At 36.5% G+C, this 16,487-nt stretch carries 12 protein-coding genes; 6 read left to right on the forward strand and 6 right to left on the reverse strand.

Annotation, left to right across the window (positions count from 1 at the left end):
- Positions 1 to 269: 269 nt before the first annotated feature.
- The 3 genes from J2X17_RS15105 to J2X17_RS15115 form a co-directional block, all read right to left on the reverse strand.
- Positions 270 to 863 carry a dihydrofolate reductase family protein gene (locus tag J2X17_RS15105; protein WP_310299712.1) on the reverse strand — a complete coding sequence of 198 codons (594 nt, stop codon included), beginning with the start codon at positions 861 to 863 and terminating at the stop codon, positions 270 to 272.
- Between the two features lie 105 nt (positions 864 to 968).
- Positions 969 to 2,009: a DUF262 domain-containing protein gene (locus J2X17_RS15110; protein WP_310299715.1), complete on the reverse strand. Its 1,041-nt coding sequence runs from the start codon at positions 2,007 to 2,009 to the stop codon at positions 969 to 971.
- Positions 2,006 to 2,596: a hypothetical protein gene (locus tag J2X17_RS15115; protein WP_310299718.1), complete on the reverse strand. Its 591-nt coding sequence runs from the start codon at positions 2,594 to 2,596 to the stop codon at positions 2,006 to 2,008. Before J2X17_RS15115 ends, J2X17_RS15110 begins: the two co-directional genes overlap by 4 nt.
- Before the next feature lie 317 nt (positions 2,597 to 2,913).
- Between J2X17_RS15115 and pyrR the strand changes: the two genes are divergently transcribed.
- From pyrR to J2X17_RS15145, 6 genes are all read left to right on the forward strand, one after another.
- Positions 2,914 to 3,453, forward strand: coding sequence for a bifunctional pyr operon transcriptional regulator/uracil phosphoribosyltransferase PyrR (gene pyrR, locus J2X17_RS15120; protein ID WP_310299722.1), 540 nt, complete (start codon positions 2,914 to 2,916; stop codon positions 3,451 to 3,453).
- Positions 3,454 to 3,551: 98 nt separating this feature from the next.
- Positions 3,552 to 4,478, forward strand: a complete 927-nt coding sequence (locus tag J2X17_RS15125; protein ID WP_029273654.1) for an aspartate carbamoyltransferase catalytic subunit — start codon at positions 3,552 to 3,554, stop codon at positions 4,476 to 4,478.
- A gap of 117 nt (positions 4,479 to 4,595) precedes the next feature.
- The gene (locus J2X17_RS15130; protein ID WP_310299725.1) at positions 4,596 to 4,928 is read left to right on the forward strand and encodes a ribonuclease Z; all 333 of its coding nucleotides are present in this window, start codon (positions 4,596 to 4,598) and stop codon (positions 4,926 to 4,928) included.
- A gap of 91 nt (positions 4,929 to 5,019) precedes the next feature.
- Positions 5,020 to 5,925, forward strand: a complete 906-nt coding sequence (locus J2X17_RS15135; RefSeq protein ID WP_310299728.1) for a ribonuclease Z — start codon at positions 5,020 to 5,022, stop codon at positions 5,923 to 5,925.
- A 64-nt stretch (positions 5,926 to 5,989) separates the two neighbouring features.
- Entirely contained in the window at positions 5,990 to 6,634 is a 645-nt protein-coding gene (gene pdxH / locus J2X17_RS15140; RefSeq protein WP_310299731.1) for a pyridoxamine 5'-phosphate oxidase, read from the forward strand.
- Between the two features lie 173 nt (positions 6,635 to 6,807).
- Entirely contained in the window at positions 6,808 to 7,314 is a 507-nt protein-coding gene (locus J2X17_RS15145; protein ID WP_310299734.1) for a CAP domain-containing protein, read from the forward strand.
- A 124-nt stretch (positions 7,315 to 7,438) separates the two neighbouring features.
- On the opposite strand, the gene J2X17_RS15150 is transcribed toward J2X17_RS15145, so the two are convergent.
- From J2X17_RS15150 to J2X17_RS15160, 3 genes are all read right to left on the reverse strand, one after another.
- Positions 7,439 to 9,361, reverse strand: a complete 1,923-nt coding sequence (locus tag J2X17_RS15150) for an OmpA family protein (protein ID WP_310299738.1) — start codon at positions 9,359 to 9,361, stop codon at positions 7,439 to 7,441.
- 12 nt (positions 9,362 to 9,373) lie between these two features.
- Complete coding sequence (locus J2X17_RS15155; RefSeq protein WP_310299740.1) at positions 9,374 to 10,291, reverse strand: PorP/SprF family type IX secretion system membrane protein; 918 nt, start codon at positions 10,289 to 10,291, stop codon at positions 9,374 to 9,376.
- A gap of 160 nt (positions 10,292 to 10,451) precedes the next feature.
- Positions 10,452 to 16,469: a T9SS type B sorting domain-containing protein gene (locus tag J2X17_RS15160; RefSeq protein WP_310299743.1), complete on the reverse strand. Its 6,018-nt coding sequence runs from the start codon at positions 16,467 to 16,469 to the stop codon at positions 10,452 to 10,454.
- Between the last annotated feature and the right edge of the window lie 18 nt (positions 16,470 to 16,487).

Raw genomic sequence — 16,487 nt, forward strand, 5'->3', positions numbered from 1 at the left:
GTCTTACATAATTTGGTTGAAAAGTTCTATGATTTAGAGATTGGTGTTTTTTTTAAGTAAGTTAGTAATTTAAGGTATTTATATTTTAAAGCTCCGGAGGAGCAAAATATTTGTAGCTAATTTATTCTGTCAAAAACAAAGCTCCGGAGGAGCGATATGCAGTCTTTTATCAAATACCAAAAATATCACCCCGATGGGGTTTTTATAAATCCGGTTTATATTTTCCTATAAATATAGTGTCCCGCTGGGACTTAGTGTTGTCGCTATTTTTATTCGCCAATAGTCCCTGTTTTAACATCTCCATCTCGTTTATAACTCACAGAAATAACACCTTTAGGCGTAACTGTACTTTCTATTAAAGTAAATCCTGACGGAGTCGAACTATCATCAAATAATTTTTTGCCTCTACCCAAAATTACAGGATAAATTAAAAGTCCAAGTTCATCAACTAAATCATGTTGCAGCAAAAGCTGAACTAGTGTTGCGCTGCCCCAAACTTTAATGTCTCCGCCTTCTGAATTTTTGAGTTTTTTAATGTCTTCTACAGTGGAAAGGAATTCGGTATTTTCCCAATCAGAGTTATTTCTGGTGGAGGACAAAACGTATTTGGTAACCTCATTAATTCCCGGCCAGCCTTCTGCATGTTTGGGCCAATAATCTTCAAAAATATCAAATGTTTTTCTGCCCAAAAGAATATCTGCAGGTTTCATTTGTTCCTGCATAACATTGCCGTATTCTTCATCTCCAAAAGGCGCCACCCATCCTCCGTATTTAAAACCGCCCGAAGTATCTTCTTCAGGACCACCAGGCGCCTGCATTACGCCATCGATTGTAATCATGGTTATGACGATTATTTTTCTCATGATGTTTGGTTTTTTGTTTATTAAATATAAGAAAAATGGTTATTGTCTCCTTATGCTGTGGCTTTATATTTTAAAGGTCCTAGTTTGTAGGTTTTATTATATCGCTTATGACCAAATTCCTTCAAGTTTTGTTTCTAAACCAGTTTCTCTAACTTTTCTACTTCCAAGATCTGTTGTAGCTCTAATTCCTTTTCCGTACTCTTTTGTTGCTTCGTCAATAGCAACGAGATGATCGCCTTTGTCTGTTTTTACAAAATAATCAATTTCTTCTGCAAATTGTAACAATTGTTTTTTTGCAAGCTCTCTTTTATCTTTTGATAATGGTAGATTTTTTTTGTGTTTTACAAAGACGCCAAAAAGAGTGTAAAAATCAGATTTTTTGCTCCATCTTGTATAAGATATTTCTGGAATAATCTTTAATATTTCTCCAACAACAGTATCGAAACTTTCGCTAAGTTCTCTTTCTCTGTCAAATTCTTCTTCATACAATTCATAATATTTATCTAGATTATCTTTCTTGTTTTGAACTCCATGAAGAGCATATATTGCTAATTCACTTATATATTCTACGTCTAACATTCTGCGTATATCATTGGGAGTATATAATCCAATTTTTGTCCAATATTCTCTATCAGAAATATGATTCATAGTTTTGATAAATGGTCCCCAATAAGTTGCTTGTCGTAATTCTTGTTTATTTAGAGAAACAACGTTTTTATTAAGCCTTTGAAAAATTGTTCTTAATTCAACATCAGGAACATCAGGTAAAAGTCTTATAACAAAATTATACTGATAAAATGTTTTCTTTTGTTCTGCAGATAGATTGTTAAAATAAAGATCTGCAAAAGCTGGGCTTTCTTTGGCGTCGATGCAAAATTTCCCTTCCAAATATTCCAGAACGGCTCTTGATCTTTGTTGTCCATCAACAATTATGTATTTAGCTTTCCCGCTTTCATCTACAGTTTCTTGCATATAAATTTCAGGAATCGGATAACTGTTTAATATAGTATCAATTAAATAACTTTTTTGCCTTGTAACCCATACAGGATTTCGTTGGAAAGGAGGTTTCATGTCAAGCTCTCCACGATCAAGGGCACCCTTAAACCAAGCGACATTTCTAATTGTTGTAGTTAAATAATTAATCATAATGTTTGTATTTTTTCCAAAAGTGAAATTCTAATTTTATCTAAATTAGCTACTTGATATGCTCTTAATGCTTCGTAATCTTTGTAAAGTCTAATGTTGATCGTTCTCCCATTTGCAGGAGCTAAGTTAGACATTTCCAGTAAATTTAATGACCAAGATACTCCAAAAGGAAGAATTTCCAAAATTTGATCCGTAGCAATTGTTCCCCAATAAATTAATCTAGTTTTATGATCGTGATAACTGTTTTTTTGCTTTGAAGTCAAACTTAATTGCTTTGATCCTAAATTACGTAATTCACTCCAAGCTATATTAAAATGTAATTCAGAAATAATGGCAATATCGATGTCTGAATGCTTATTAAAATTTCGGAATAACTTTGTTGGACTTAAACTAAAACCACAACTTGAACTGCCAGTTAGTGAAATAGCTTTACTATCTATACCTAATTTAGACGCAAGTTCTTCTTTCCATTTTATATACGCAATACGATCGTTATTGAAAATAAATGGAACCCTATCCAATATCCACTTTGAACAAATAAATGAAGTTGGGTTTGATAACAGTTCCTCTTTAAAATCTTCTATCATAGAGTTTGTTAATATGATTTACATTTAATTATGGTTCTTGATTGTATAGTTTTAAGAAATAATATCTATCTTGTTAATTAAAACAATTCTCTATAATTGCAAAAAAAAAGCTTACTTTGCTAAAGTATATTTTTTAAAGTAAATATACTTATAAAGAGTAAGATTTTATTTTCTAAAAGCATTATGTAATATTGAAAATAAACGTATTCCAAATCAAGATTCCTCTGCTAAATTCAAAAGAAATATTTCTATCCCCAACACCCCAACAAATAAATTCTGATTTCGTATATTTGCCCAACCAAACATCACACTTAATTATGAGCCAAAAAGTATTACTTAATTCAAAAGAAGTTACTATCATACTCCATCGTTTGGCTTGTCAGTTAATCGAAAAACATCTTGATTTCTCTGATACTATTTTAGTCGGAATTCAGCCAAGAGGCGTTTTTTTAGCGGAACGTTTAAAACAAATACTAGAAAACGAATATCAGACTCCGGAAATTTCTTTAGGATATTTAGACATCACTTTTTTTAGAGATGACTTTCGCCGTACTGATAAACCGCTTGAAGCCAATAAAACTCAGATCAATTTTATAGTCGAAGACAAAAAAGTCATTTTTATCGATGACGTTTTGTTTACCGGACGAAGCATTCGTTCTGCCTTAACCGCAATTCAGTCTTTCGGGCGACCGTCAGAAATCGAATTGTTAGTGTTAATCGACAGACGTTTTAGCCGGAACCTGCCAATTCAGCCCGATTATCGCGGCCGTCAGGTAGATGCCATTAATGATGAAAAGGTAAAAGTAAGCTGGAAAGAAAATGAAGGCGAAGACGCCGTTTACCTGATAACAAATTAAAATGTTTAATCGTTAAAATCGGTTAATTGTTTAATCGATTTAAAAGTTTAGAAAATAACAGTTAAACGATTAAACAAATAAACAAATAAACAAACACAATGAAAGAATTAAGCGTAAATCACTTATTAGGAATTAAATACATCAATGAGAATGATATTAACCTAATTTTTGAAACGGCAGATCATTTTAAAGAAGTCATTAACCGACCGATTAAAAAAGTTCCTTCATTACGAGATATTACCATTGCTAACATTTTCTTCGAAAACAGTACAAGAACGAAACTTTCGTTCGAATTAGCCCAAAAAAGATTATCGGCAGATGTAATTAGTTTTTCTGCAGCTCAGTCTTCGGTTAAAAAAGGAGAAACACTTATTGATACTGTAAACAATATCCTTTCGATGAAAGTAGATATGGTTGTAATGCGCCACTCCAATCCCGGAGCGGCTTATTTTTTATCTAAAAATGTCAAAGCCAGTATCGTTAACGCAGGAGACGGCGCACACGAACATCCAACGCAGGCTTTATTAGACAGTTATTCAATCAGAGAAAAACTAGGCGATGTAGCCGGAAAAAAAGTAGTTATTGTAGGTGATATTCTGCACTCACGTGTAGCACTTTCAAACATATATGCTTTGCAGATGCAAGGCGCAGAAGTAAAAGTTTGCGGACCAAAAACATTAATTCCAAGATACATTGAATCGCTTGGAGTTACGGTCGAGCCGAATTTACGAAAAGCCTTAGAATGGTGCGACGTTGCCAATATGCTTCGTGTACAAAACGAACGTATGGACGTGAACTTCTTCCCATCAACGAGAGAATACGCACAGCAATACGGAGTAGACAAACCATTATTAGATTCACTCGGAAAAGAGATTGTTATCATGCACCCGGGACCAATCAACAGGGGAGTAGAGATAACTTCTGAAGTGGCAGATTCTGATCATTCTGTAATCCTGAATCAGGTAGAAAATGGTGTAGCAATCAGAATGGCAGTTATTTATCTTTTAGCCTCTAAAATACAGTAATTTTAGTTTTTTTGTTTCAGGTTTCAAGTTTCACGTTGTTGTACGTTCAGCTTGGCAAACTTGAAACTTGAAACCTGAAACTTGAAACAAATTTAAAAAACTTCGTACCTTAGTAAAATGAAAGTAGATCAAAAAGGACATACCGTTACGATTAAAGACACACAAGGAGATGTTAATTCTTTTTTGGAGAAAGTGACGCAACAGTTTAAAACCTTTGAAAAGCATAACATTATAATTGATTTGTCAGCTGATGCTAATTTAGCCGAAAGCGATTTGAAACTTTTTTTACCACTTTCAAAACAACAAAAGAAATCAAAAAAGTCATTTGTAATTGTAGTTTCGGATCTTGATTTCAACTCTATTTCTGATAAATTATTGGTTGTTCCTTCTCTTTTAGAAGCACACGATATTATCGAAATGGAAGAAATCGAAAGAGACTTAGGATTTTAGATTTTAGAGTTCAGATTTTAGATATTAGATTTTACACTAAATCTAAAAATTTTAAGTTCCTCAATCTAAAATCAACAATCTAAAATCTAAAATGAAATTAACCATCCTTGGCTGTTATGCCGCAACTCCCAGAACGTTTACAAATCCTACTTCGCAGGTTTTAGAGATTAAAAACAGATTGTTTTTGATTGATTGCGGCGAAGGAACGCAGGTTCAATTGCGTAAGAACAAGATTAAATTCTCAAAAATTAATCACATTTTTATTTCGCATTTGCATGGAGATCATTTGTACGGATTGATCGGGACTATTTCGACTTTTGCACTTTTAGGAAGAACGACCGATTTACATATTTACGGTCCGAAAGGGGTGAAGGAAATCATTACTTTACAGCTAAGATTATCGAATTCCTGGACAACGTATAATTTGTTTTTCCATGAATTAGAGTCGGCGGAAAGTGAAGTTATTTTTGAAGACAGCAAAGTAATTGTAAAAACGATTCCGCTAAAACATCGCGTGTATACGAACGGATTCTTGTTTCAGGAAAAAGCAAGAGAAAGAAAACTAAATGTTGATGCTGTTCAACAATACAATATTCATACAGCTTATTATCAAAAAATAAAAAACGGTGGAAATATCACTCTTGATGATGGAACTGTAATTGAAAACGAGAAATTGTCTTTCGACCCAATTCCGTCAATGAGTTATGCCTTTTGTTCTGATACGGTTTACACCGAAAGTATAATCCCGATTATTGAAAATGTAGATGTTTTGTATCATGAATCTACCTTTTTAGAATCAGAAGCGCCTTTGGCACAAAAAACATTGCATTCAACAGCAAAAGAAGCAGCGAGAATTGCTCTTAAAGCAAATGCAAAACAATTGGTTTTAGGACATTATTCAACCCGTTACGATGGTATTGAACCTTTTAAAAGCGAAGCTGAAACCATTTTTCCAAATGTCCTTTTGGCAGATGACGGAGTTTCTTTTGAGTTTTGAGTTATGAATTAGAAGTTATGAGTTAAATCTAAAATCTAAAATCAACAATCTAAAATAATAAATCATGAACGATTTAAGCAATTATAGAAAATCTTACGAGAAAAGTGAGTTATTGGAAAGTAATATTCCGGAAGATCCGATTAATCTTTTTAACAGATGGTTTCATGAGGTGGAAGATTTTGGCGGAAGCGGAGAAGTAAACGCTATGACAGTTTCGACGATCGGATTAGATGGTTTCCCGAAATCGAGAGTAGTTTTATTAAAGAAATTCTCTGAAGAAGGATTTATTTTTTATACCAATTATAATTCGGAAAAAGGAAAAGCAATAGCTGCGAATCCGCATGTTTGTCTGTCGTTTTTCTGGCAGGAAATGGAACGTCAGGTCATCATTAAAGGAATTGCACAAAAAACTTCTGATAACATATCTGATGGCTATTTCGATTCTCGCCCGGACGGAAGTAAATTAGGCGCTATTGTTTCGAACCAGAGTGAAGTGATTCCGTCGAGAACTTTTTTAGAAGAAAACCTTAAAAAACTGGAAGCAGCATTTGAAGGAAAACCAATTCCGAGACCGGAAAATTGGGGAGGATTTTTAGTGACTCCGTTAGAAGTAGAATTTTGGCAAGGACGACCTAACAGACTGCATGACAGGATTCGTTATCAAAGTCAATCTGATTTTTCATGGAAAATAGAACGATTATCGTCATAGATGTAAGAAAAACACCTGTAATAATAAAATTAACATGTAGTTCATCGATTATTTTTGTAGTTTACCGATAAATTGAATACGTTTGAAATGAGAAAAACAAACGATTATTTAATATAAAAAATTTAAAGGATTTGCCCCAACATTTACTTTAAACTGCGTAAACTACAGTGATTATGAAGAAGATTATGCACACCATGCTGTTCATTGCAATATTTATTGCAATGAACTCATGCTCTGCCGACACAGCCGAAGGAAGTGATACTAATCCTGCTTCATCAGAACAACTAATTACGGATTATACTTATAATGATTCAGAATTAGAAACGATGCAGCTAATTAACAATTACCGCACAAGTATTGGTTTAAAAGCTCTGGAAAGAATAAACCATATTTCGTATAAATGTCAGGAACATAATAACTATATGATTACAAATAATGTTGTAGATCATAACGATTTTGTTTTACGCTCTGCTAACATAGAAAATGTACTTAGTGCAAAAAGAGTTGGTGAAAACGTAGCTTATAATTATAAAACTTCTGAGGCTGCATTAAAGGCCTGGTTGGATAGTCCGGGACACAAAGCAAATATCGAAGGCGATTATACTCATTTTGGAATATCAGTAACGACAGATCCTGCAACAGGTAAAAAATATTACACGAATATATTCGCAAAGATTTAATAATATTGAACTGGTTGTTTTTTTTAGTTGTCGTTGTAACTCACCGAGTTACAACGATTTTTTTTTATAAAAAAAGCTGCCTAAAAAGACAGCTTTTAAATGTATGAAAATCTCAATTAACTAATTATAAGGCAGTAATAATAAATTCACTGCGTCTGTTTTCCTGATGTTCAGCTTCGGTACATTCTACGCCATCCGCACATTTGTTTACCAATTGTGTTTCGCCATAACCTTTACCGGTTAATCGGCTCTTATCTACACCGTTTTTAATCAGCCATTGAATAGTAGATTTTGCTCTTCTGTCAGATAAGGCTTCGTTGTATTTAAATGTTGCACGACTATCTGTATGCGAACGGATATCAAGTTTCATGGTCGGATGGTCATTTAATACAGCTAATATTTTTTCTAAATCAATAGCCGCTTCTGATCGGATATTCGATTTGTCTAAATCGAAATAAATCATTTTTATACCAAAACAAACTCCTAAATCATCCCCAACAGTTACTCGGCAAATGCCTCTGTCTAATGCAATTGGCAAGCTTGTTTTTCCAGTTACTCTTCCAATTGTTATTGAAACTTCTTTAGTTTCATAATCTTCTTTTTCAGCTCTCACATTATATGTCTTGCCACATTCAACTGGTAAAACGTAGTTTCCGGCTGCATCTGCAGTTGTGGTATTTTTCACGACCTGATTATCGTATAGACTAACTGTCGCTCCTGGCAGAATTGCGCCTGTTTTAGCATCCGTAATTACACCGTTCAACTCCTGAATACATTTTAGTCTTCTGGTTTCTAAAAACTTATATATATCATCAGAACCCTGACCGCCATCTTTATTAGAACTAAAATAACCTACACGGGTAGCCGGATCAATTACATACGCGAAATCATCTTTTGGCGAATTGACATCAGCGCCAAGATTCTGAATGCCGCTTACCGTTCCGTTATCTTCAAGGTTTCCAACAAATACATCCAAACCTCCAAGTCCGGGATGACCGTCTGAAGCAAAATAGATTTCCTTTTCGTTAGTTACATAAGGAAATGTTTCTTTCCCTTCGGTATTTATACTTTTTCCTAGATTTTCCGGAGGTCCGTAACTATCGGTACCGTTTACACTAACTTTGTAGATATCAGATTGTCCTAACGTTCCAGGCATATCTGATGCAAAGTATAATGTTTTTTCGTCAGGACTAAGTGCAGGATGAGCCGTGCTGTAATTGTCGCTGGTAAAAGGAAGCGGAACTATATTTGTCCATTTTCCATCTTTAAGTGTTGCTTTGTATATTTTAATTAAAGTAGCTTTTTCTTCATCTTTTCCTTTTTTTCCGTCAGCAAAATTATTTCTTGTAAAATATATTGTATTTCCATCTTTGGTCACAACTGGTGACGACTCGTGAAATTTGCTATTAAGTGAGGTTTTAAACTTTTTAACTTTTGACGAATCAACATCTGCGATATACAAATTAGTGAAATATTCGCCTGTCCATTTGTGTTTGCGTTTTGAGAAATTACCGGTATCACGAGCAGAAGCAAAATATATTTTGTTGTCGTGAACAAAAGTTCCGTAGTCTGAATATTTAGAATTGATACCCGCATTTTCAATGTTATAACGTCCTGAATTTGCTTTAATCTGATCCAGATAATTAACATCGGCCTCATATAACTTGGCTCTGTTGTCAGTTTTGTTTTTGGCATTAAATTCCCCGAGCAGTCTATTTGCTTTATCAATTTGCCCAGTAGACTTTAGCGATTGTGCGTATCTGTAATAATACTCCGGTTCAACAGCGTTATTCATGGCAAATAACTCTCCATACCATTTTGCAGCACCTTCAAAATCTGAGTTGAAGTAGTAGGCGTTTCCTAGTTTCTTAAACATATCCTCAGACTTATATCCTTTATTTGCTACTTTTTCATAAGTCTTTATAGCATCGATATAGGCATAGTTTTCGTACTTTTTATCGCCAGAATCTATTTTTGATTGCTGTGCATAACTGCCAAATGAAAAAACATTTACAATTATTAGGCAAAGAAGTATACAATTTTTCATAATCATTATTTTTTAGAAGAAACGTGGGGTTGTCATTTTACCGGTGTTTTTTAAGAATTCATAGCGAAGGAATATCTCATGCGATCCGGTATTATAATTATTTAAGTTCGTGGTTTCACGATCATAACCATATCCTAAATATAGTCCGTCTGTGATCTGAAAACCTACCATTGCACTCAACGAAGCGCTCCATCTGTAAGATACACCCACCATAAATTTATCGATAAACATAAAGTTGGCTGATATATCTACCTGAAGCGGTGCACCTTCTACCATTTTGGTAAGAACGGCGGGTTTGAATTTTACGTATTCGTATTTATCCAGATTAAATACGTAACCAGCCATTAAATAATAATTGATTTTATCTTTGTAGATAGCTACATCATTATCATCATATCGATTGGTTTGTATAAAATTAGGTACTGAAAACCCAATGTATGCTTTGTCAGAATGCCAATATACACCCGCTCCTACATTTGGAGAAAATTCATTGTCCAGATTCTGAAACTGGGGATCTCCTGCGTCTTCCGGATCCAGTTTGCTGGTGTCTAGATTGAAGATATTAGCCGTTCCTTTTATACCAAAAGATAGTTTGAAATCGGCAGAAGTTTGTACAGTATATGAAATGTCAACAGAGATATTATTCTCATTTGTTGGCCCGATTTTATCATTTACCAGCGAAGCTCCAATTCCGACATTACTATTATTTATTGGTGTATTAACTGAAAAACTACTAGTCTCCGGAGCACCATCCAGTCCAACCCATTGCGTGCGGTATAAACCAAAAACACTTAAAGCCCCACGAGAACCCGCATAGGCAGGATTTATATTTATTGTGTTGTACATGTATTGCGTAAATTGAGAATCTTGCTGCGCAAAACCTGCAATCGTTACAAACATTATGACGAAGGAAAATAATTTTGTTCTCATAGTAGATATTTATTTTAATTATTACTATTGATTTTTATTAATGGGACTCCTAAAATAAAAGCCAATACATTCGCTTATTCAAAAATAAGTATTTCTTTATTAATTTTTGTGTAATTCGTTGTGATATAATTTATTATAACGAATTACACAATTCTTATCTTTATTTTGACAGATATAGATAACCATCCTTTTTATTAGATTGTAATACATTATTTCCATCTAAAGATTTATAATTAATAATGTAAAAATATGTTCCAGATGGTAGGCCGTCAGCTTTATTAACAGTCGTTCTTCCTCTGGAAGTTCCGTCGAATGCATTGGTTGTATTGTTGTAATTAGAAGTTTCAAAGACTAATATTCCCCAACGGTTATAAATTTCAACCGAGTTTTCAGGGTAACATGTAATCTCATCAATACTTTCAATTGTGAACACATCATTTATTCCGTCGCCGTTAGGAGAGAATGCGTTATGCACAACCACATTTCCACATGCCAATACTTTACAATCATCGTTTACTGTAACTGCAAGTAATACAGTTCTTGGACAGCTTTGATCAGCTATTTTATATTCGAATACATAATTTCCAAGCGCAAGACCAAACGGATTAAAAATGCTTCCCTGCAAAGCATTGCTGCCATTTGTATCAACCCAGGTTCCAGTTCTTGGAGCACCTTCCGGTAATAGACTCATTAAATCAATAGGCGTAGAATCATCATTACAAGCTGTACTTGCAAGGTTTGTAATATTTGGCTGAACAGTTATTGTAACTGATCTTGTTGTACAAACGTCTGGATAATTTTTAAGACATATTTGATAATTATAAGTATATGTTCCTGGAGGAGTTGTAGTTGCAACGTTTACATTTCCTGATGCATCAACTGTAATTCCAGGATTACCTGTAGAGCTTGGTAGTAAAGTAAAGTTTAACAAACTTAATAATGCAGGTCCAACATCTATTGTATCATTGTTTAAAACATTTCCAACATTTCCGTAGCCATTACAAGCAACACTGTAAAGATCTGCCTGAGCATTTACTACTGGTGGAGGTGGCGGAGTATTGACAACAGTTATTGTTATTATCGCAGTATCACAGTTACCAAAATCAGCATTTTCACATATTTGATACGTTAATACATAAGTTCCGCTAGGTGTGTTAGGCGCCACATTTACAGAGCCGTCAGGATTCAATGTTAATGCTCCTTTAGGGTCAGGTGTAACAGTTGTAAGTGTTACATCAGCCGGATTAACAGAGTTTCCATTTAATGTGTCATTCGTGTAAACATTCACTACGTTTGTGCCACCTGTATTACCGCTTATTGGTCCGGCAGTATCATCATTTGCTATAATTGCAAATGTTGGTCTGGCAGTACAATAAGGATCAGCCGGTGGATAGTTTACCACAATTGTTTGTGATGGATTAAGAGATATAGTTAAAGTCGCTGTAGGGCGTAATTTTTCGAAACCATCAGCACCTTGAATCCATTGATTATTTTGGAATAACCATCCCGGCCAGTCAACACCATTTCCAGCCTGATCTACTACGGCTCCTGGCCATAATACTCTACCGCTTAATGGAAGATTGTTCATAGTGGTTATAACATTATTATTGCTGTCTGCCCATGCAATTGTTACACCATTTACCGGAGTAAAGTTTCCAGGCGTTACAACATAATCAACATAAGGAACATCATTAATACAAATTGGTGTTGCTGTTACGGTCATTACCGGAGCTTCAATTGTAATAGTCACGGTTGCAGTATCACAATTTGAAGTTTCATCAGCTTCACATATTTGGTATATCATTGTTAATGTACCTGCTGGAGCATTTGGTAACACATCTACAGAACCATCAGGATTTAATTGTAAAAACTCATTTGGCGTTACTGTAGTGATAATCACATCTGACGGAGTTACAACCACACCCTCAATGGTATCGTTTGGCAATACATTCAATACATTTGTTGTGGTATGATTAACACCAGCAATTGGCCCGGCAGTATCATCATTAGCAACAATGTCTCTTAGTTGTTTACAGTTTACACCAAAGTCAATATCCAAATGAACCAAATCTTCAGGAGTTACATTTACTATGTATCCACCTTCGGTAGTCGTTTTACAAACGGTGTGCATTTGTGCTTTAGCCGTTTTATCTGTTGTTTTTTTACTTGCTAATGTTGGAATCACTTTTACTAAACCTGTAGCGCCTAAAGCAGCTGCAGCAGTATCAAAGTTTGCATCATGAACTAGTTTAACAGTGTATTGTCCGTAAGGATTTGGAGATTCTGGTCTGTTTCTCCAGTAACCCTGAATTCCCACAATTACTTCGTCGTGATATCCGTTTGGACCATCAACAATAACATTTGAGCTTAATGCATTTCCGAAACCGCCAGCATTTAACTCACCGGCATTTTGTGGACCTGTATAACTTCCGTCACCATTAAAATCGATCCATTCCCAAAGGCTGTAATCAATAGCGCCATTAGTGTCCGGAATATTTTTGGTTACAATACCGTCATTATTGGCATCATACCATTCATCCTGTTTTCCATTTCCATTAGTATCATACCAAACATAGTCTCCTAAAACAGGAAGGTTTGATTTTCCGTATTCGAAGTTATGTACCTGAAATTTACAATCTTCCAGAGTAGTAAAGAATAAACTAGAATCAACCGGATATAATTGATAAGCACTATTTAAATTAGCATCCTGAACCTGAACTAAATAACTTCCTGCAGCCATTCCGGTGAAACTGTACATTCCGTCTGCTCCGGTTAAGCGGAACAAAATTGGTCCAGTTGTAGTTCCTTGCGGAATCAATGTTACTGGAACATTTGCAATTGGCGAATTAGTATCTACATTTATAATTTGTCCAGAAATTTTTATTGTATAAGTAGGCTCAGTTATCGTTACTGTAGCTGTTGCAGTACAAGTTTGACCTTCTCCATTTACAGGAGATGTCGCTGTAAGTGTGTAAGTTCCAGCTGGTAAATCAGTATTTCCAACCACTTCATTATTTGCATTTGTAATAACTACGGTTGATCCGGGACTATTTGTTACTACGATTGATCCGTCATTTGCTCCCAAACAAGTTACATTTGAAGCAACACCTGAAACAGAAACTTTATTTTCTACAGTAAACGTTTGTACCAATTTGGTTTCGTTACCAGCACAATCTGTCAACGTATAAGTTCTGGTAAGGATGTATGGACTTCCTTCACAACCACTTCCGTCATTATTAGAATCACTAACAGTAATATTTATATTTGTACTGCAATTATCTGCTGCATCTGTAATATCACTTGGACTTCCGGCTGGAATATCAGTGATACTTTGCAAGTCAGCAACATCAGCAGGAGCAGTTCCTGTTGGAGCCGTAGTGTCTTGTACTTTTATAATCTGAGTATATGAAACTTCGTTACCCGCACAATCACTTGTTGTCCATGTACGAGTTAAAGTATAATTTGTATTACATTCATTTTGAATATCACTTTTAACTTCAGAATATACAATTGGTAAATCTACACTGCAATTATCAGAAGCTTCCATTTCAGCAGGCGCAGGAACCGCATCACATGAAACTGTAATGTCAGTTGGCGGAACTTCTAAGAATGTTGGTTTTGCTGTGTCTTCAATTGTAATTACTTGTGTGAAAGTCTCAGAAGTATTTCCACAATCATCTTTTACAGTCCATGTATTTGTATAAGTTCCAGTTTTTGAACATCCTTCAGAAGCCACAAAATCACCGCTTATTTTTATAACATCCGTAACATCACTGTCGCAAGTATCAGAAGCAATAGGGAATAAGGCTTGCGCCGATGCCAAAGCTTCCGTATTGTTGCATTCTATAGTTTTGTCTAAAGAATTGGCTGCTGTTTCCCAAGTTGGTGCTGTAACATCTTGTACAATAATTGTTTGACTAACAGGTAACGAAACATTTCCGCACGCATCTGTCGCTGTCCAGGTTCTTATTACAGTTTTTGACCCAGCACAATTACCTGGAATAGTTTCATCTTGATGTGTTAATGAAGCAATTGTTCCATTGTCATCTGTTGCAGTTGCCTGTGCAAAAACAGGTTCAGCAGGACAATTTATTGTTGTAGTTTCCGGTAACGGATTAACTATTGGTTTTATAGCATCACCATCTTGAATTGTGACTGGTTTTGTTAATGTACAACCGTTAGCATCTGTAATTAATACCGAATAACTTCCTGCGATAAGTCCGCTAGCAGTTGCAGCATTTCCTCCAGTAGGTGACCATACATAAGTGTAAGAAGAAGTTCCTCCAGAAACCACTACTGAAGCCGATCCTGTTGCAGCGCCTCCACAACCTACATTGGTTTGTGATGTTGTTGCTGTTAATGCTTCTGGCTGAGTAATGGTAAAGCTTTGCGTTGTTTGACAAAGATTTGCGTCTTTAATTGTTACCGTGTAAGTTCCCGCTGCAAGACCTGAAGCAGTTGCTGCAGTTCCGCCAGAAGGAGACCATGAGTAAGTATATGCTCCAGTTCCGCCTGTTACCGCTACAGTTGCGGTACCATTTGTACCGCCATTACAGCTTGCATTAGTTTGGCTCGGAGTTACGCTTAACGCAGCTGGCTGAGTAATGGTAAAACTTTGAGTTGTTTGGCAAAGATTAGCATCTTTAATTGTTACCGTATAAGTTCCCGCTGCAAGACCTGAAGCCGTTGCTGCAGTTCCGCCAGAAGGAGACCATGAGTATGTATATGCTCCGGTTCCACCAGTAACAGCTACAGTTGCTGTACCATTTGCACCGCCATTACAGCTTGCATTAGTTTGACTCGGAGTCACGCTTAACGCAGCTGGCTGAGTAATGGTAAAACTTTGCGTTGTTTGACAAAGATTAGCATCTTTAATTGTTACCGTATAAGTTCCCGCTGCAAGACCGGAAGCCGTTGCTGCAGTTCCGCCAGAAGGAGACCAGGAGTATGTATATGCTCCGGTTCCGCCTGTTACCGCTACAGTTGCTGTGCCATTTGCACTGCCATTACAGCTTGCATTAGTTTGGCTCGGAGTTACGCTTAACGCAGCTGGCTGAGTAATGGTAAAACTTTGAGTTGTTTGGCAAAGATTAGCATCTTTAATTGTTACCGTATAAGTTCCCGCTGCAAGACCTGAAGCCGTTGCTGCAGTTCCGCCAGAAGGAGACCATGAGTATGTATATGCTCCGGTTCCACCAGTAACAGCTACAGTTGCTGTACCATTTGCACCGCCATTACAGCTTGCATTAGTTTGACTCGGAGTCACGCTTAACGCAGCTGGCTGAGTAATGGTAAAACTTTGCGTTGTTTGACAAAGATTAGCATCTTTAATTGTTACCGTATAAGTTCCCGCTGCAAGACCGGAAGCCGTTGCTGCAGTTCCGCCAGAAGGAGACCAGGAGTATGTATATGCTCCTGTTCCGCCAGTAACATTAACAGTTGCCGTACCATTTGAACCGCCATTACAGCTTGCATTAGTTTGGCTCGGAGTCACGCTTAACGCAGCTGGCTGAGTAATGGTAAAGCTTTGCGTTGTTTGGCAAAGATTAGCATCTTTAATTGTTACCGTATAAGTTCCCGCTGCAAGACCGGAAGCCGTTGCTGCAGTTCCTCCTGTTGGTGACCATGAGTATGTATATGCTCCGGTTCCGCCTGTTACCGCTACAGTTGCTGTACCATTTGAACCGCCATTACAGCTTGCATTAGTTTGACTCGGAGTCACGCTTAACGCAGCTGGCTGAGTAATGGTAAAGCTTTGAGTTGTTTGACAAAGATTAGCGTCTTTAATTGTTACCATGTAAGTTCCCGCTGCAAGACCTGAAGCCGTTGCTGCAGTTCCGCCAGAAGGAGACCATGAGTAAGTATATGCTCCAGTTCCACCAGTAACAGCTACAGTTGCGGTACCATTTGTACCGCCATTACAGCTTGCATTAGTTTGACTCGGAGTCACGCTTAACGCAGCTGGCTGAGTAATGGTAAAACTTTGCGTTGTTTGACAAAGATTAGCGTCTTTAATTGTTACCGTGTAAGTTCCCGCTGCAAGACCTGAAGCCGTTGCTGCAGTTCCGCCAGAAGGAGACCATGAGTATGTATATGCTCCTGTTCCGCCTGTTACCGCTACAGTTGCTGTACCATTTGCACCGCCATTACAGCTTGCATTAGTTTGACTCGGAGTCACGCTTAACGCAGCTGGCTG

The sequence above is a fragment of the Flavobacterium aquidurense genome, from assembly GCF_031458035.1.
GTDB classification, from domain to species: domain Bacteria; phylum Bacteroidota; class Bacteroidia; order Flavobacteriales; family Flavobacteriaceae; genus Flavobacterium; species Flavobacterium aquidurense_C.